The organism is Paenibacillus sp. DRB1-1 (genome assembly GCF_052119485.1).
GTDB classification, from domain to species: Bacteria; Bacillota; Bacilli; order Paenibacillales; family Paenibacillaceae; genus Paenibacillus; species Paenibacillus polymyxa_B.
This window is the reverse complement of sequence record NZ_JBODQH010000001.1, coordinates 3317501-3335140: the sequence shown is the minus strand read 5'-3', so window position 1 is coordinate 3335140 and position 17640 is coordinate 3317501. Positions and strand designations below refer to the sequence as shown.

8 protein-coding genes, 13 tRNA genes, 2 rRNA genes and 1 pseudogene (1 of these 24 running past the window's edge) are annotated in these 17640 nt (G+C 46.6%); all 24 read right to left on the bottom strand.

Going from position 1 to position 17640, the window contains the following annotated elements; all coding sequences use genetic code 11:
• Nucleotides 1-324: 324 nt before the first annotated feature.
• Nucleotides 325-654: pseudogene (locus tag ACQW03_RS14840) on the bottom strand (diaminobutyrate--2-oxoglutarate transaminase); the annotation flags it as partial.
• Between the two features lie 808 nt (nucleotides 655-1462).
• Nucleotides 1463-1606, bottom strand: coding sequence for a helix-turn-helix domain-containing protein (locus ACQW03_RS14835; protein ID WP_441950325.1), 144 nt, complete (start codon nucleotides 1604-1606; stop codon nucleotides 1463-1465).
• A 124-nt stretch (nucleotides 1607-1730) separates the two neighbouring features.
• Nucleotides 1731-3563, bottom strand: coding sequence for a glutamine--fructose-6-phosphate transaminase (isomerizing) (gene glmS / locus ACQW03_RS14830; protein ID WP_071643165.1), 1833 nt, complete (start codon nucleotides 3561-3563; stop codon nucleotides 1731-1733).
• Nucleotides 3564-4195: 632 nt separating this feature from the next.
• Entirely contained in the window at nucleotides 4196-5536 is a 1341-nt protein-coding gene (gene glmM / locus ACQW03_RS14825; protein WP_071643166.1) for a phosphoglucosamine mutase, read from the bottom strand.
• Nucleotides 5537-5596: 60 nt separating this feature from the next.
• Nucleotides 5597-7066 (bottom strand): CdaR family protein, encoded by a 1470-nt coding sequence (locus ACQW03_RS14820; protein WP_071643167.1) that lies wholly within the window; start codon nucleotides 7064-7066, stop codon nucleotides 5597-5599.
• Nucleotides 7063-7896, bottom strand: a complete 834-nt coding sequence (gene cdaA, locus ACQW03_RS14815) for a diadenylate cyclase CdaA (RefSeq protein ID WP_013312127.1) — start codon at nucleotides 7894-7896, stop codon at nucleotides 7063-7065. Before cdaA ends, ACQW03_RS14820 begins: the two co-directional genes overlap by 4 nt.
• A gap of 221 nt (nucleotides 7897-8117) precedes the next feature.
• Entirely contained in the window at nucleotides 8118-8741 is a 624-nt protein-coding gene (locus tag ACQW03_RS14810) for an anti-sigma factor (protein ID WP_013312128.1), read from the bottom strand.
• 150 nt (nucleotides 8742-8891) lie between these two features.
• Complete coding sequence (sigW, locus tag ACQW03_RS14805; protein ID WP_016818747.1) at nucleotides 8892-9458, bottom strand: RNA polymerase sigma factor SigW; 567 nt, start codon at nucleotides 9456-9458, stop codon at nucleotides 8892-8894.
• 191 nt (nucleotides 9459-9649) lie between these two features.
• Entirely contained in the window at nucleotides 9650-12442 is a 2793-nt protein-coding gene (gene ppc / locus ACQW03_RS14800) for a phosphoenolpyruvate carboxylase (protein WP_025720022.1), read from the bottom strand.
• A gap of 738 nt (nucleotides 12443-13180) precedes the next feature.
• Nucleotides 13181-13251: transfer RNA gene (locus tag ACQW03_RS14795), tRNA-Gly, on the bottom strand.
• A 9-nt stretch (nucleotides 13252-13260) separates the two neighbouring features.
• Nucleotides 13261-13334: transfer RNA gene (locus tag ACQW03_RS14790), tRNA-Pro, on the bottom strand.
• 18 nt (nucleotides 13335-13352) lie between these two features.
• Nucleotides 13353-13429, bottom strand: a tRNA-Arg gene (locus ACQW03_RS14785).
• A 5-nt stretch (nucleotides 13430-13434) separates the two neighbouring features.
• Nucleotides 13435-13509: transfer RNA gene (locus ACQW03_RS14780), tRNA-Gly, on the bottom strand.
• A 10-nt stretch (nucleotides 13510-13519) separates the two neighbouring features.
• Nucleotides 13520-13600, bottom strand: a tRNA-Leu gene (locus ACQW03_RS14775).
• An 11-nt stretch (nucleotides 13601-13611) separates the two neighbouring features.
• Nucleotides 13612-13687 (bottom strand) — tRNA-Lys (locus ACQW03_RS14770).
• A gap of 4 nt (nucleotides 13688-13691) precedes the next feature.
• A tRNA-Gln gene (locus ACQW03_RS14765) sits at nucleotides 13692-13766 on the bottom strand.
• A 55-nt stretch (nucleotides 13767-13821) separates the two neighbouring features.
• Nucleotides 13822-13897: transfer RNA gene (locus ACQW03_RS14760), tRNA-Val, on the bottom strand.
• An 11-nt stretch (nucleotides 13898-13908) separates the two neighbouring features.
• A tRNA-Glu gene (locus ACQW03_RS14755) sits at nucleotides 13909-13980 on the bottom strand.
• 11 nt (nucleotides 13981-13991) lie between these two features.
• Nucleotides 13992-14064, bottom strand: a tRNA-Thr gene (locus ACQW03_RS14750).
• Between the two features lie 3 nt (nucleotides 14065-14067).
• Nucleotides 14068-14143, bottom strand: a tRNA-Asn gene (locus ACQW03_RS14745).
• Nucleotides 14144-14162: 19 nt separating this feature from the next.
• A 5S ribosomal RNA gene (rrf, locus tag ACQW03_RS14740) occupies nucleotides 14163-14279 on the bottom strand.
• 152 nt (nucleotides 14280-14431) lie between these two features.
• Nucleotides 14432-17359 (bottom strand): 23S ribosomal RNA (locus ACQW03_RS14735).
• A gap of 180 nt (nucleotides 17360-17539) precedes the next feature.
• Nucleotides 17540-17615, bottom strand: a tRNA-Ala gene (locus ACQW03_RS14730).
• A gap of 21 nt (nucleotides 17616-17636) precedes the next feature.
• Nucleotides 17637-17640, bottom strand: a tRNA-Ile gene (locus ACQW03_RS14725); it runs 73 nt beyond the window's last position.

Sequence of the window (17640 nt, the reverse complement as noted above, 5' to 3'; positions counted from 1 at the left end):
CTCCTCTGCTTCAATATGCTTGCTGCGGACGAGCCGCCCGAAGACGGGCTTTGGTTTAACATTGGGTTCGGAATTGAATTTGGGGGTAGACAAGGGATGTTCATCCCATCGATGTAGGCTTGCTGTAGGGTTACCGGTCGGCCAGCAGGAAGTCGGCCGTACCTCCGGATTCGGCACCGGAGCTGCCTTGGTCGAAGCTTATATTTAAGGGGTATTGATACACTCTATGTACGATTTGTGTATTTCCCGCAGCCCTGGTGTGGATAAGTAAAAATTCGGCTGCGCGGTAGTGAGCTTTTCCTGACGATTAGATGTGACGAATGGTGCCGCTTCCATCGCGTTCGTCTCCGTCGGACCGCAGATTTGAAGCTTGTCATTCAGCTTCTTCGGCTCCAGGATCCGCTCCGAGAGGCTCTGGATGAATTCGCGATTGGCCATTGTATACATATCCAAACCGTGCATAATCCGGTCGGAGGTCAAGTAATCGAGAACCCGGTCCTTAATATAATCGTTGTTATGACCGAATTCAGCGCCTCGACACCTGCCCAAAGAATCAATATAGGCTTTTCCGTCCTCAGAATATATCAGGTCCCTCTTGGCCCGGTCGAATACCACCGGAAAGCTTCTGAAGTAAGGTCTTACGTTGGATTCCAGCTATTCAAAAATGCTCACGCACTTCATCCTCCATCGGAATTGGGATAAGGTTGGCTTCATCCTTTCTGAACCTTCTGACGTCATGGAGCAACATATTCTGCGCCGTCATTTTCCACAATTGTCGGTTCCTGCAAGCCGGGTAACCAGTGGACTGGTCTCTCGCGCACAGCTTGGATAGGTATAAAAACCATCCAATTCTATTTTATATCATAATTGGAAAGTCGATCTAGGTAAAATTATATCAAAATTCCGAAGAATGTATAGTAAAATTTTAGTTAAATTTGGTCTGTCTAACATAAGCTGTTAACATCTTGCCTAGAAAGAGCGAATGGAAAAGAAACGCTGGGAATAGTTTGCCATCAATCGAGGAATTCGAAGCGTGTCGACATTCAGGCGGGGTGCTAGCGATTTGGGAGATCTTCCCTGTAAATATTCTCTACCGGTGCTCCGAATCCTTTCGCTTTGCGATAACTTAACATAAATACCTAACGAATTTCTGGAAGCCTGGCTGGAAACGTGACTGGATATCAGCTGGATATTCCGCTGGAAAATCCGTTGGATACTCGGTTGGAACACCTGATGACTGTCCGGCTGGAAGCTGGCCGCAGCGTCCGCCCGGATGACAGCCGGCATAGTTTTTTCCAGCCGTTTTCACTGCCCCTCTGCTAAGTAAAGAGCAGATAAATTCTGCCCCTCCTCATCAAACCGTACGTGAGGTTTTCCCTCATAATAAAAATAGTGTTCTTTGATGCAGGCGTATCTCCAAAGATTAACCACTCTATATGGGAATTGAAGTTTTCTTTAATTGCTATAAGTACATCAAGGAGGATTTGTATTTATCTTGCTCCAGCTCACTCAACGTTGCTTGAGAAATTCCAATTATATTTGCAAACTTTATTTGATTTAAATTGTTTTTTCTAATAGTTCGAATGCGTTGGCCTATGGTAGACATAATTGCCCTCCTAAGCAAAAAAAGATCCCGATATATCATCGGGATCTTTTTTGATGTTTGCAAAATGACTGGTTCCACACTTTTTATCACCAGAAATTTAATTTAATCAGCGCTTTACTAAAGCTTATTCTACAGTAACACTTTTCGCCAGGTTACGTGGTTTATCAACGTCATGACCCAGTGCAAGAGAAGCATAGTATGCCAACAGTTGGAGAGATACAACCGAAATTGCAGCAGACAGGATTGGAAGTGTCTTTGGAATGGCAAATACCTGATCCACGGACTTCAGCAACTCAACTGCGTGCTCTTCGTACGTAATCGCAAGAACATCTGCACCACGAGCCTTAACTTCCTTAATGTTGCTCACGGTTTTCTCCAACACTGATTCCTGTGTTACCAAAGCGATAACCGGAATGCCGTCCTCAATCAATGCCAGTGTACCATGCTTCAATTCACCCGCAGCATAAGCCTCGGAATGAATGTAGGAGATTTCCTTGAGCTTCAGGGAGCCTTCCTGTACTACAGCATAGTCCTGACCGCGACCAATAAAGAACAGGTGCTTGTGGCTTGCAATTTGCTCAGCATAGGCTTTGATCGCATCCGCTTTACCCAGCATCTCTTCCACTTGCTCTGGCAGGGATTCCATAGCAGCCAGCACATGAGCTACTTGCTCATCCGTTTGTGTGCCACGCACCTGAGCGAGGTACAAACCAAACAGATAGAAAGCAATCAACTGCGAAGAATATGCTTTAGTGGAGGCTACGGCAATTTCTGGTCCTGCCAGTGTAACCAACACATCATCTGCATCACGGGCGATGGAGCTACCGACTACGTTGGTAATCGCCAGTACATGAGCGCCGTTTGCTTGTGCTTCACGCAGTGCTGCCAACGTGTCAGCAGTTTCACCGGATTGGCTCACCACGATCACCAATGTCTCTGGTGTTACGATAGGTGAACGATAACGATATTCGGAAGCCACATCATTTTCTACCGGTATACGAGCCAGACTTTCAATAACTGTACGACCAATCAAACCAGCATTGTAAGCTGTACCACACGCGACAATTTGAATGTTGCGGATATTTTTAATTTGTTCTTCTGTCAGCTTCAGCTCAGGAAGAACAACTTTTTTAGTATCTTTATCGATACGGCCCAACATTGTGTCACGATAAGCCTTAGGCTGCTCGTGAATTTCTTTCAGCATGAAATGCTCATAGCCGCCTTTTTCCGCTGTTACAGCATCCCATTCGACATGAATCATTTCCCGAGAAATAAATTGGCCTTCGATTGTCATTAATTCGACAGCATCACTGGTCAAAACAGCCATTTCGCCATCGTTCAAAATAAATACATTGCGTGTATATTTCAGAATAGCCGGAATGTCGGAACCGATAAAGTTCTCGCCTTCTCCCACACCAATAACCAGCGGGCTAGCTTGACGAACAGCAACCAGCTTATTAGGCTCATGCTCTGTCAGCACACCCAGTGCAAAAGCACCGCGCATAAAGGTAATAGCTTTTTGTACTGCTTTAACGATATCCCCTTTATATTCACGCGCAACCAGATGGGAAATAACTTCCGTGTCCGTTTCGGAAATAAAGGTATGACCTTCGCTGATCAGCTGCTCCTTCAACTCCAGATAGTTCTCAATAATTCCGTTGTGAACTACAGAGAACTTTTGGCTCTCATCCAAATGTGGATGGGAGTTTTCATCAGAAGGCTTACCGTGCGTTGCCCAACGTGTATGTCCGATACCTGCATGGCCTACCAATGGCGTACCATCCAGTTTAGCTTCCAGATTTGCCAGACGACCTTTAGCCTTGGCTACTTGCAATCCTGAATCTGTAAATACGGCAATACCCGCAGAGTCATAACCGCGATACTCCAGCTTCTTCAATCCGTCAATCAATACCTCTTGTGTATTCTGATTACCAATATATCCTACAATGCCACACATATTCGTTATCCTCCCGATCATCATTTCACAAGACGACTCATCACAGGACTAACGTGTGCGGTAGATTGTGGAATAAAGTTCATTCATCTATGAAGTTGTCAATGATAACTATAGAATTTACAGGCATCTCTTCACGAATGTAACGAAATTCCCAAACCGCGCACGCCAATGATGATGGCCGCACATTCATGAAATGAATCTTATAATTTAGGTTATAAAATAATAAAGGCATCTACCGGTGCGTTGTGTAAACAGTTGCCTGTTCATTTTCCGCTGCCGGTTTACGGCTTGATGCTTCACCGGAAGGTCCCCGCCGAATGTTTCGAACACCTTCACCTCGTCAGCTTGTTTTGTCGTGAACCGATTTGCGAGCAACTTTATCTCAACTGAATCCGTTGCTTCTCCACCAAGTTCCCCCGCACAAAATCAAGCTCTGGCGCTTGTATTACGTTACCTTACAACCCTCGCTTTCTCTATCTGAGTCACAGCATCCCTATATTATATTCAGCTAAGTATCATTTGGCAATGACACTTTATTCATAATTACACTATGAAGGCCATAAATCGTTAGTAAATAACCGCAAACGCCGTTGCCTGCTTCTTTTTCACAGGCAACCGACGTTTACAAAATTTTAAACTAATTCTTTCTTCACGACATCTACGATCTGACCGACAAATTGCTCAAGTTCGTCCTTATCCGGGCCTTCGGCCATCACACGAATAAGTGATTCTGTGCCTGAAGCACGGACCAATACACGCCCATTATCGCCCAATTGTTGTTCCACCTGCTCAATTGCTTCTGCAATAGCAGGATTCCCCTCGTAATTGCGTTTGTCCTGCACACGCACATTTACGAGCACTTGCGGATACTGTTTCATGAGCGATTTTAGCTCACTCATTTTCTTGCCAGAAGCTTTCAAGGTATCTACCAGCTGAATCCCGGTCAGCATGCCATCGCCTGTCGTATTGTGATCCAGGAAAATAACATGACCAGACTGCTCACCGCCCAGATTAAATCCACCCCGACGCATTTCTTCCATCACATAACGGTCCCCGACCGCAGTTTTTGCAGTCTTGAGTGCCAGCTTTTCAGTAGCTTTATAAAAACCGATATTACTCATCACTGTCGAAACAATGGTGCTATCCTTAAGTTTTCCCGCGCGGTTCATTGCATCTCCGCAAATGCAGAGAATATAGTCGCCGTCTACCTCTTCCCCGTTCTCATCAATCGCGATCAGACGGTCGGCATCGCCGTCAAAGGCCAGACCAATATCCGCTTTCAAGCGGCGCACTTCCTCTTTCAGCTTTTCAGGATGAGTCGATCCGCAATGATCATTGATATTCAAACCGTTTGGCTCGGCACCGATGGTGTGTACCTCAGCTCCCAGTTCTGCAAAAAGCTTCGGCGCCAGCTCATAAGCTGCTCCGTTTGCACAATCCAGTACAATTTTTAACCCTTCAAAAGAATGGTTAATTGTTGTTTTCAAGAACTCCAGATAATCGTAGCGGGAATGCTCGTCTACAACAACCGTTCCCAATCCGCCGCCAATCGGACGAGGAAGTTGGTCTTCTTTTGCATCCATCAGCTCTTCAATTTTCAATTCCGTTTCGTCTGTCAATTTAAAACCGTCGCCGCCAAAAAACTTAATGCCGTTGTCTTCAACTGGATTGTGGGATGCTGAGATCATCACACCAGCGTCAGCTTTCAATTGACGTGTGAGATATGCCACCCCAGGTGTCGAAACAATACCTAGACGAACCACATTAGCCCCAATGGACAGCAAACCGGCTACAAGAGCCGATTCAAGCATCAGTCCAGATATCCGTGTATCCATACCAATAACAACTGTCGGTTTCTCTACATTACCTGCTAAAACATATCCGCCGCAGCGGCCAATGCTATATGCCAGTTCGGCTGTAAGTTCCTGATTAGCAACGCCTCGTACACCATCTGTACCAAAATATTTCCCCATGTAAAATGACTCCCTTTTTTTGTCTAATAAATCATGATTATTTACTACAGATAAAACATGTTATGGCTGACTGTTCTCCGAGGTTCCATTCGCAGAAGAATCTGCGCCGTTATGAGGATTTGTTTTATCCTCCGCAGTTGCGTTGTCCCCGGTATTAGCGTCAGAGTTTCCACCTTGATTGCCTTGCCCCTCCTGTGGCCTCTCCTGCCCCTTATCGCCACTACCAGAGGGGTTTGATTCATTCTCACTATTCGGATTCGTTACAGCAGGCGTAGAAGGGCTCTCAATGTTGACCGTTGCCTTTAGTTGGCCAGCATTCCCGGCTTGCGTAATATATTTAGGCAAGCCTACTTTCAGAGTAACCTCGTGTTGACCAGCGGCGAGGCCACTTACATTTGCCACCAAACTAATATCATCATTGGTTAAATTGTTTACCATATCCTGCGGGCCCTTCACAGTAACATCCATCGTCTTGCCTGCGGGCGCTGTAACAGTCGCCGTCGCTCCATCTCCTGCACCTTGTAAAACGATTGGGATGCCTGACAGCGTCCGTTCCGTATCTGTGACTTCATTGGAAGGAACGACGGTCACCTGAATTTGTATTGACCCTGGCTCGATTTTATCAGAACCTGAGGGGGCTGCCAAATTAGCTTGAACTGCACGGGTCCCCGCTTCCGTAAATTGACTTAAATCCAATGTAGCCGTGACGTAAGAGCTAAGACTGCTCAATACATCCTGCGATGCATATACCGCCGCTTCTTTCATGTTTGCATTGACTTTAGAAAGCGCCAATCCGTCTGGCAACTCTCCGGAATAGACAATCTTAACAGGCACAGATTTCGCCTGCTGAGTTACCGGTATTTCAACGGACACAGTGGATGGCTCAATGACCGCTCCTGTAAGTTCCTGTCCCTTTTTGTTATATGCCTTCAGTTTTACACGCTTCTGTTCAAACTTTTCTGAGATGCCATCTGTATTAACAGCCCCCTGAACGGCAGTGACGGTACTCAACTGGCTTTTGGGCAAGGTAACCTTCACGGTTTGAGGAGCAATCACAGGCTTACCAAGCTGTAGTCCCGCATCTGGATTTCCTTTAGGAACTATAGATACATTAAATGATTTCGTTTGTTTTTCCTCAATCGTCACTGTAACACGGTTAGGAGTCATAGATACCAACTCCACTCCATCCGGCAAGTCCGGTTCGAGTGACAATGTTTTAGTACCTGCCCCTAAGCCGTTTAAGTTTAGCTTTGCCTGATAATTATCCGCGAAAAAGGAAGTCAGCACAGAGCGCTGTCCTCTGACCTCCATCTTAACATGGTCAGTATCCATGGTTGACAATACATATTTTGAATCATCCAGACCACTGGCCTGAATGCCCACATTATCTATCACTTTATTATTATAAGAAACGGTCAGCGTAGATGAGGGTGTCCCTGTATCTAGATGGACCATTCCCCACAGCAGGATAGCAACCGCAAGCGCCAATATCTTGGAAATCGTATTATTGTTAATCCATTTGTCCATCATGAATTTCCACGGCCTCCCCTCCGATTCCAGAATGAGCCGCGTTTTTCCTTCAAAGACGGTGTTGGCCGCAACTCCTCATACAGCTTGGAGATTAGGGATTCTTCCTTAATGTCGCGCACGACCTGTCCATTAATGGCCAAAGAAATTTGCCCTGTTTCCTCTGATACTACGACAGTTACGGCATCCGTTACCTCACTCACCCCAATCGCAGCACGGTGACGGGTTCCCAGCTCCTTGCTGATGAACGGATTTTCCGATAATGGTAAATAACAGGCCGCAGAAGCAATCTGTTTATTTTGAATAATCACTGCACCATCATGCAGAGGTGTATTAGGAATGAAGATGTTAATTAGCAGTTCAGAACTGACTACAGCCTGTGTCTTGATACCAGACTCTGTATATTCGTTTAGCCCTGTCTCACGCTCAAATACGACCAAAGCTCCTATTTTCCTACGTGATAAATAATTCAGCGCCTTAATCATTTCTCCGATTAACTTGTTAATCTCTTCATCATCCGCAGACGAACGCCCAAATAGTTTGCCACGCCCCAACTGTTCTAGTGCACGACGCAACTCAGGCTGAAAAATAATAAAGATAGCCACCACACCAAAGGTGAACATTTGGTTCATCAACCACTTGAGCGTATACAAATCAAACCAGGTACTAACCGCCCAAATGACAACCAGAAACAGAATCCCTTTCAACAATTGAACTGCACGCGTTCCGCGAACAAGTAAAATAAGCTGATACATAATATAGGTTACGATCAAAATGTCGATAATATCTTTAATGGACTCTTTCCAAGTCAGGTCCGCAAAATAATCCAACATGCGCATGCCCCCGCAATTTTCTGTAGTGAGTGGGTGTAATATGTACACAGTATGCTCTCTCTATCTAGGTTATAACGATCAGGCTCACGTTGCAAGCTGTGTGACAAAAGAACCGCTAAAATCAGTAAAATACAGTACAATTCGCCAGCTTCATATACAAAAAAACGCCTTTTCCAGCGGAAAGAGGCGCTCGATATCGTCCTTGCCATTTCAAGCTTCTTTTATGGAGAAGAAGGTCCCCCGAATAAATCAGTAACCTTGTACCATATCCAATCCAAGGTTTGATCAATACTTTTAACCTGTCCTGCAATATGAGCGGTGGACGCTTGATAATAAGAACCATCAATTACAGTTACATTTCCTTCCACATCGCCGTATACACGGGCTTCACCATTTTGCACTGTTAGATCTCCGGCAATGGATTTCCCTTCAGGCACAATCACAGTATCACCCTGAATAACGACTTGATCCAGTTGGCTTCCTTTGACTACCAATTGATGGTCCGTGCTAGAAAAGCTGGCCATGCTTGAGCATATAACAATAAGGAAGAAGGCAGCGGCTGTTACAGCGGGATGCCTTTTCACCCACGTCAGCATAGGCACCGCAGTCTGTCTTTTATGCGGTGGCAAAGCATTCATAATGCGAAATGTCAGCTCATCTGATACACACGGCACTTGATGATAGCGTGTACCGTAAAGCATCGCATCCGTCCGCTCCAGCTCTTTAAAACGCATGCGGCATTCCGGGCAGTCTAACAAGTGCTGTTCCAACTCATGTTTGTCCTGCTCAGACAGGTCGCCATCTAGATAGTCATGCATAAAAGAGACGGCTTGTTTGCAATCCATATGAGCCAATCCTTTCTAATATTCTTCCGTGTTTCTTAACATAACATGCTCCGGCTTAGAAACTTTGCTCATCTTACATACGTTACAACGAGCATTATGTTTCATAAAAACATCTACGCAGACTCTTTTCCTAGAATCTATGCGCATGATCTATAGCTTGTGCTCCAGTTTTTTGCGCAGAAAATCCCGGCCCCTGTGTACTCTTGTCTTAATCGTGGTGACTGGGAGATTGAGCACATCGCTGATTTCCTGTAAGGAAAGCTCCTGCAAGTACCGTAAAACCATAATCGTCCTATATTTATCCGGAAGGCTGTCAATGGCGTCATGAATTAAAGCCTGCGTTTCGGACAGAAGCGTACTCCCCTCGGGGGTAAGCTCTTCACTGGCGAGCATGGCGTACCCATCGACACCTTCCTGATCATTCATTTCAGCATCAAGTGAGTATGTAGGTTTTCTCCTTCGCAGACGATCAATGCACAGATTTGTAGCAATTCGATAAATCCAGGTTGAGAACTTCTGTCCATGATCGTATTTTTCCAAATTACGATACACACGCAAAAAAGTTTCCTGCACCAGATCCTCCGCCTCATGGCGATTACCTAGCATCCGGTAGGAAAGATGAAAAATCCGATCTTTATATAACTCGACTAACTCCGCAAAAGCTCGCTGATCGCCTTTCTGTACCAGCCTCACCAAGCGGCTTTCCATATTATCCACTCTATACTCCCCCAGACTTGCTGATGGGTTACTTACTACATGTTTATGATTATTCATCGTAGTTTAATTTTATCCGGAAATCAACTGTAGTATTGTTACTAACTGCAAGCACACCTGCCATTAATATACAAACAGCACAATCGGGCACCCCATGAGTACCCGATTGCCTGTATTCGTACAACCACACTATATCAGCCCGTATTTCTTAAGCCTGCGGCAATTCCGTTAATCGTCAACAATACCTCACGCAGCATTTCAGTGTCATCACCGTTCTGATCCCGCAGCTCCCGTAGCTCACTTAGCAATTGAACCTGCAAGTAACTTAACGGATCGACATAAGGATTACGTAACCGGATAGATTCCTGAATAACCGGCACGTCGTCCAAAATCTCGGATTGTCCGGTTATTTTCAAAATCAACTCAGATGTCAGCTTGAACTCCGCTGAAATCTGCCCGAAAATGCGCTGCCGGGCCTCTTCGTTATCCGACATCCCAGCGTACTCTTCTGCAATCAGTAAATCCGCTTTAGCGATTGCCATTTGCAGTGTATCAATAAGTGACCGGAAGAAAGCAGAGTCCCTAAACATCGTTTGCAGCACTTTAAGGTTATCCTCATTGTTTTGATAGAAGCTTTGCAAACCTGTTCCAGCCGCATACCATGCAGGTAATAAGTAACGGCTTTGTGTCCATGCAAAAACCCATGGAATGGCACGCAAGTCCTCAAAACGTTCGCTGTTCTTACGCTTGGACGGACGAGATCCAATATTCAGCTCGCCCACCTCAGGCAACGGTGTAGATTCTTTGAAGAAGTTGAAGAAATCTGGATCTCGGAAAATCAAATCCTGATACTTATCCAGTGATACTTGGGAAATGCGGGCGATAATCTCCTCCCAGCTCTCCTCAAACACTTCCTTCTTCCCGGAACGATGATATGCCACAGCCGTAATCAGCGCCGATGTTGCCTGCTCCAAGCTCCGGTATGCGATGCCTCTGAGCGAGTATCGCGATGATAGTACTTCGCCTTGCTCCGTAATCTTGATTCCGCCTCCAATCGTATGAGGAGGCTGAGCCAAAATACTGCGATTAAGTGGCATCCCACCACGACCCAGCGCACCTCCACGACCGTGGAAAAACTTCACTTTTACGCCAAACTCATTAACTACTTCCGTAATGCTGTTCATAGCAACCCGAAGTTCCCAGTTCGCTGTAACCACACCGCCATCTTTATTACTGTCCGAGTATCCCAGCATAATCTCCTGAAGCTGGTCCATCGCAGCCACAGATTGTCGATATACAGACAGGTTCATCAATCTTCTCATAATATCAGGTGCAGCGTGCAGATCATCTATCGTTTCGAACAAAGGAACAGATTGCAGCGTACAGATAACAGTGCCATCCTTCTCGATGCGGAACAGGCCCACCTCTTTGGATAAGACCATAACCTCCAGTAAGTCACTGGCTCCCTGAGTCATACTGATCAAGTAGCTTGTAATGGACTGCTTGCCGAATTCCTCCTGAGCCAAATAAATCGTACGATATACGTCAAGACATTCCTGTGTGCTATCGCTATATTTTAAATACGGTGAAGTAATCGGACGAGGTTCATTCAGCAGCTTTTCCAGCAGATTTATTTTTTCTTCTTCTGACAGCTTACTGTAATCCGACACAATATTCATTTTAGAAAGAATTTCAGTCATCGCATTTTCATGTTCTTGACTATGCTGACGCACATCCAGCGTAGCTGTGTGGAATCCAAACAACTCTACCTGGCGAATCATCTTTTGAATATATGTGTTTGCTACATAATCGGCAAAATGATGACGCAGGCTGTTGTCAATAACATTTAGGTCTGCAATGAGCTCTTCCGCAGAATTATAACGCTCATTGGTGCCCTGTTTGCTTTCATCCAGGATGTTGTTCACTTTAGCAATCATAAATGCTAGTTTAATGCGATAAGGCTCTTTTTCGTTATGCCATACTTCCATCTTTTTAAGTGTAATGTGAGTACGGTCTTCTTCAATAGAAGCAAGCAGATCATCGGAAACTCGCACAATGCTGGTGCTGAAACTCAAGTAACCCATGAGTTCCTTTAACGTGTGCTGATATTCTCTCAAAGCCAGCTTGCGCTGCATACGTAACGTTTCCCAAGTCACATGAGCTGTCACAGACGGATTGCCGTCTCGGTCTCCACCGATCCAGGAACCAAATCTCAGATAAGTGGGTATATGCCATTTTTGTTCGGGATAATATTTGTCCAAGCATCGTTCCAATTCTTGGTATACATCTGGCAGTACATGAAACAAGGTCTCGTGAAAATAATACATTCCGTTTCTTACTTCATCTAATACAGTTGGCTTGCGATCACGCAGCTCATCTGTCTGCCACAGCGTAATTACTTCGTTAAGCAGATTCTCCCGTACCTGTTCACGCTCACGCAAGGTAAGCATCGGATTATCCAGCAGCATGACGTCCTCGGAAATGCGCTTGTGGATATCCAGAATTACTCGTCGTGTCGCTTCTGTAGGATGTGCGGTCATGACCAGCTCCAAAGAGAGCTCTTTCAGCAAGTTGCTAACGTCCTCAGCGGAGAAGCCACCTTGTTTAAGCTCCTGAACGGAACTTTCAATGGAACCGGGCTGAACATCTTCACCAGCGGAATGCTCATAATCCCGCTTACGACGAATACGATGGTTTTGCTCAGCGATATTCACCAACTGAAAATAAATCGCAAACGCGCGAATAACCTGGTGACGAATATCCGTATCCAGTCCGCTGACCATTTGTTTGAAATTCTCATACAACTCCGGCTGATACCCGGCACGTAACGATTTACTTGTCTCACGTATTTTCTCCACGATATCCAAAAGTTCGTTGCCACCCTGATGAACCAAAACCTCACCAAGAATATTCCCTAGAAAACGAACGTCCCGCCGTAGCAGATTGTTGGATTGGTTTTTGTTAGCGGTTAACGTAAGCTCAGTCATGCTTTTCCCCCCATCTGATCTGTTCCACACCATATACAGTTGTAGCAAAGGTACGTATTCACACGAAATTTGACACTTTCTTAACATCATACAATAAAAACGCATGAAAAGCTGCAAAATTTACAGTAAAAAATCATCTTTTTGAATTACTTCTGTCGAGAAAATACTGGATTGTTACGAATAAATATGAAATTAATAAATAGAAATGAATGTATACACTAGTGATACGTGAAACATTATGCACAGTCTCTTATAAAGAGTGTGTTTTTAAAGGTACAAATTCATACAACATAGTGTGTATATGTTTATTATTTGTTGACAAAGTCAACTCCATTAGCCTTCTATCCACAAAGATATACACAAATTAGCCATTTTCTCAGTGTTTCTAAGGTGTTTCCTCTTTAACACTTCGATTTTTACCCACATAAATAAAGGGAAATGTGCACAACCCAAGAGCAACTGTCGAGTTATCACCATAAATTCGTACCATAATAGCTATAGGATTCCTATATTCAAAGGATTTGATCACGAAATTAGCCTTACTGCAGAAGAAAGGGGTACGTTAGAGGGGAAATTCGGGATCTAGGTGTCAAAAGTAACAAGAGCCTATGTACAATATGCACAAGTCATCCCCAACTGTGCATGACAGGAGAGATAATTGCACTAGCTTATATACATAGAAGTACATGTAATGTGGACAAAATAAAAAGAAGCCTTTCGGCTTCTAAGTAATCGGTAAGCGGGTGATGGGAATCGAACCCACGCTATCAGCTTGGAAGGCTGAAGTTCTACCATTGAACTACACCCGCAAAATAGTATCGGGATGACACGATTTGAACATGCGACCCCCTGGTCCCAAACCAGGTGCTCTACCAAGCTGAGCTACATCCCGATATAATTTTTTAAAATATGGCGCGCCCTGAGAGATTCGAACTCCCGGCCTTTTGATTCGTAGTCAAACGCTCTATCCAGCTGAGCTAAGGGCGCAAATATGGAGCGGACGACGGGAATCGAACCCGCGACCCTCGCCTTGGCAAGGCGATGCTCTACCGCTGAGCCACGTCCGCAAAAACAAGATGCGCGTGGAGGGACTTGAACCCCCACGTCAAAGACGCTAGATCCTAAGTCTAGTGCGTCTGCCAATTCCGCCACACGCGCATGTAATACAATGGTGAGCCATGAAGGACTCGAACCTTCGACACCCTGATTAAAAGTCAGGTGCTCTACCAACTGAGCTAATGGCTCTTAATGGCTGGGGATATAGGATTTGAACCTATGCATGACGGAGTCAAAGTCCGTTGCCTTACCGCTTGGCTAATCCCCAATATGCATATGATTCACAATTCCCCAAGATTTCATCCAGGTAAGAGGATGAAAAATGGTGGAGGCTGAGGGGCTCGAACCCCCGACCCTCTGCTTGTAAGGCAGATGCTCTCCCAGCTGAGCTAAGCCTCCATAATATCCTATGACCCGTAGGGGATTCGAACCCCTGTTACCTCCGTGAAAGGGAGGTGTCTTAACCCCTTGACCAACGGGCCATCCTATAACAAGCTCTCAACCGGGTTCGAACCGGTGACCTCATCCTTACCATGGATGCACTCTACCTGCTGAGCTATGAGAGCAAATGGCTCCCCGAACAGGACTCGAACCTGTGACAACTCGATTAACAGTCGAGTGCTCTACCAACTGAGCTATCAGGGAATATTAATCATAAAGCTTTGCTTGGCGACGTCCTACTCTCCCAGGACCCTGCGGTCCAAGTACCATCGGCGCTGGAGGGCTTAACGGTCGTGTTCGGGATGGGTACGTGTGGAACCCCTCCGCTATCGCCACCAAACATGAATTTACATCGTAAATTCTACCGTATAGTTATTCGGTTCATCACTTATCGTGTGAATGAATAGCCATGCGCTTGTCGTATGTCACTTGTACATACCTTCAAGGTTACACCCTGAAAACTGGATCCGAAACTCATTTGCGTTTTATTTTTAGGATAAGCCCTCGACCGATTAGTATTGGTCAGCTCCATGCATTACTGCACTTCCACCCCCAACCTATCTACCTCGTCGTCTTCAAGGGGTCTTACATACTGGGAAATCTCATCTTGAGGGGGGCTTCACGCTTAGATGCTTTCAGCGCTTATCCCTTCCGTACATAGCTACCCAGCGGTGCTCCTGGCGGAACAACTGGTACACCAGCGGTACGTCCATCCCGGTCCTCTCGTACTAAGGACAGCTCCTCTCAAATTTCCTACGCCCACGACAGATAGGGACCGAACTGTCTCACGACGTTCTGAACCCAGCTCGCGTACCGCTTTAATGGGCGAACAGCCCAACCCTTGGGACCTACTTCAGCCCCAGGATGCGATGAGCCGACATCGAGGTGCCAAACCTCCCCGTCGATGTGGACTCTTGGGGGAGATAAGCCTGTTATCCCCAGGGTAGCTTTTATCCGTTGAGCGATGGCCCTTCCATGCGGTACCACCGGATCACTAAGCCCGACTTTCGTCCCTGCTCGACTTGTAGGTCTCGCAGTCAAGCTCCCTTCTGCCTTTGCACTCTTCGAATGATTTCCAACCATTCTGAGGGAACCTTGGGGCGCCTCCGTTACTCTTTAGGAGGCGACCGCCCCAGTCAAACTGCCCACCTGACACTGTCCTCGCACCGGATTACGGTACCAAGTTAGAACCTAGATACGATCAGGGTGGTATCCCAAGGATGCCTCCTCTCAAGCTGGCGCTCAAGATTCAACGGCTCCCACCTATCCTGTACAGATCGTACCCAAATTCAATATCAAGCTGCAGTAAAGCTCCATGGGGTCTTTCCGTCTTGTCGCGGGTAACCTGCATCTTCACAGGTATTAAAATTTCACCGGATCTCTCGTTGAGACAGCGCCCAAGTCGTTACGCCATTCGTGCGGGTCAGAATTTACCTGACAAGGAATTTCGCTACCTTAGGACCGTTATAGTTACGGCCGCCGTTTACTGGGGCTTCGGTTCATAGCTTCGCCCGAAGGCTTACCACTCCCCTTAACCTTCCAGCACCGGGCAGGCGTCAGCCCGTATACTTCGCCTTGCGGCTTCGCACAGACCTGTGTTTTTGCTAAACAGTCGCTTGGGCCTTTTCACTGCGGCCCCCTCGGGCTATTCACCCTACCGAGGCACCCCTTCTCCCGAAGTTACGGGGTCATTTTGCCGAGTTCCTTAACGAGAGTTCTTCCGCGCGCCTTAGAATTCTCTTCTCGCCTACCTGTGTCGGTTTGCGGTACGGGCACCTTCTCCTGGCTAGAGGCTTTTCTTGGCAGTCTGAGATCATGACCTTCGCTACTACAATTTTCGCTCCCCATCACAGCCCAGCCTTAACGATGTGCGGATTTGCCTACACACCAGCCTCACTGCTTAGACGGACATCCATCAGTCCGCGTCACTACCCTACTGCGTCACCCCATCGCTCATAACGGATTACGGTGGTACAGGAATTTCGACCTGTTGTCCTTCGACTACGCCTATCGGCCTCGCCTTAGGTCCCGACTTACCCTGAGCGGACGAACCTTCCTCAGGAACCCTTAGGCTTTCGGCGGATCTGATTCTCACAGATCTTTTCGTTACTCATACCGGCATTCTCACTTGAATGCAGTCCAGCGCTCCTTACGGTACACCTTCAACCCGCATTCAACGCTCCCCTACCCCTGATGCATAAGCATCAAGCCATAGCTTCGGTGGTGTGTTTAGCCCCGTTACATTTTCGGCGCAGAGTCACTCGACCAGTGAGCTATTACGCACTCTTTCAATGGTGGCTGCTTCTAAGCCAACATCCTGGTTGTCTGTGCAACTCCACATCCTTTCCCACTTAACACACACTTGGGGACCTTAGCTGATGGTCTGGGCTGTTTCCCTTTCGACAATGGATCTTAGCACTCACTGTCTGACTCCCGGAACTAAATCTATGGCATTCGGAGTTTGACTGAGCTTGGTAACCCTTGCGGGCCCCGCACCCAATCAGTGCTCTACCTCCACGATTCTATTTCCGAGGCTAGCCCTAAAGCTATTTCGGGGAGAACCAGCTATCTCCGGGTTCGATTGGAATTTCTCCGCTACCCCCACCTCATCCCCGCATTTTTCAACATGCGTGGGTTCGGGCCTCCAGTGCGTGTTACCGCACCTTCACCCTGGACAGGGGTAGATCACCCGGTTTCGGGTCTACGTCCACGTACTCAAGTCGCCCTATTCAGACTCGCTTTCGCTGCGGCTTCAGCTCTTCACCTTAACCTTGCACGGGAACGTAACTCGCCGGTTCATTCTACAAAAGGCACGCCATCACCCATAGATCGGGCTCTGACTTCTTGTAAGCACACGGTTTCAGGATCTATTTCACTCCCCTTCCGGGGTGCTTTTCACCTTTCCCTCACGGTACTGCTTCACTATCGGTCGCCAGGGAGTATTTAGCCTTGGCAGATGGTCCTGCCGGATTCATACGGGGTTTCACGTGCCCCGCACTACTCGGGATCCGTCTCGGAGAGAACAAGTTTTGAATTACAGGGCTTTTACCTTCTCTGGCGGGCCTTTCCAGACCTCTTCATCTAACCGGTTCCTTTGTAACTCCATGTGAGACGTCCCACAACCCCAAGGAGCAAGCTCCTTGGTTTGGGCTAATCCGCGTTCGCTCGCCGCTACTGACGGAATCACTATTGTTTTCTCTTCCTCAGGGTACTTAGATGTTTCAGTTCCCCTGGTCTGCCTCTATTCTGCCTATGTATTCAGCAGAAAGTGACTGTCGATGAAGACAGCCGGGTTTCCCCATTCGGACATCCCCGGATCAAAGCTTGCTTACAGCTCCCCGAGGCCTTATCGTTGTTCGCCACGTCCTTCGTCGGCTCCTGGCGCCTAGGCATCCTCCGTGTGCTCTTTGTAGCTTAACCTAGTATTTACATGGTAAATACGATTTGCTTTGAATTTCGGTTCGACACTTACGTGTGAATGAAATTCAACGCAGCTACCTTTATTTCACTTGTTTACACAAGATCAGCTTAAAGGAATATTCTAAAACGCAATTTCGTTTCGGTATCCAGTTTTCAAGGTGCAATGATAATAAATCTTTTTGGTGGAGCCAAGCGGGATCGAACCGCTGACCTCCTGCTTGCAAGGCAGGCGCTCTCCCAGCTGAGCTATGGCCCCAAAAGGAAATATAAAGTTAAATGGT

What these genes read in the sequence shown, in the direction of transcription:
- ACQW03_RS14810 (WP_013312128.1), bottom strand. Translation starts at nt 8,741, where the DNA reads ATGGATTGCAAACAAGCCGTCTCTTTTATGCATGACTATCTAGATGGC.
- glmS (WP_071643165.1), bottom strand. Translation starts at nt 3,563, where the DNA reads ATGTGTGGCATTGTAGGATATATTGGTAATCAGAATACACAAGAGGTA.
- ACQW03_RS14820 (WP_071643167.1), bottom strand. Translation starts at nt 7,066, where the DNA reads ATGATGGACAAATGGATTAACAATAATACGATTTCCAAGATATTGGCG.
- ppc (WP_025720022.1), bottom strand. Translation starts at nt 12,442, where the DNA reads ATGACTGAGCTTACGTTAACCGCTAACAAAAACCAATCCAACAATCTG.
- glmM (WP_071643166.1), bottom strand. Translation starts at nt 5,536, where the DNA reads ATGGGGAAATATTTTGGTACAGATGGTGTACGAGGCGTTGCTAATCAG.
- cdaA (WP_013312127.1), bottom strand. Translation starts at nt 7,896, where the DNA reads ATGTTGGATTATTTTGCGGACCTGACTTGGAAAGAGTCCATTAAAGAT.
- ACQW03_RS14835 (WP_441950325.1), bottom strand. Translation starts at nt 1,606, where the DNA reads ATGTCTACCATAGGCCAACGCATTCGAACTATTAGAAAAAACAATTTA.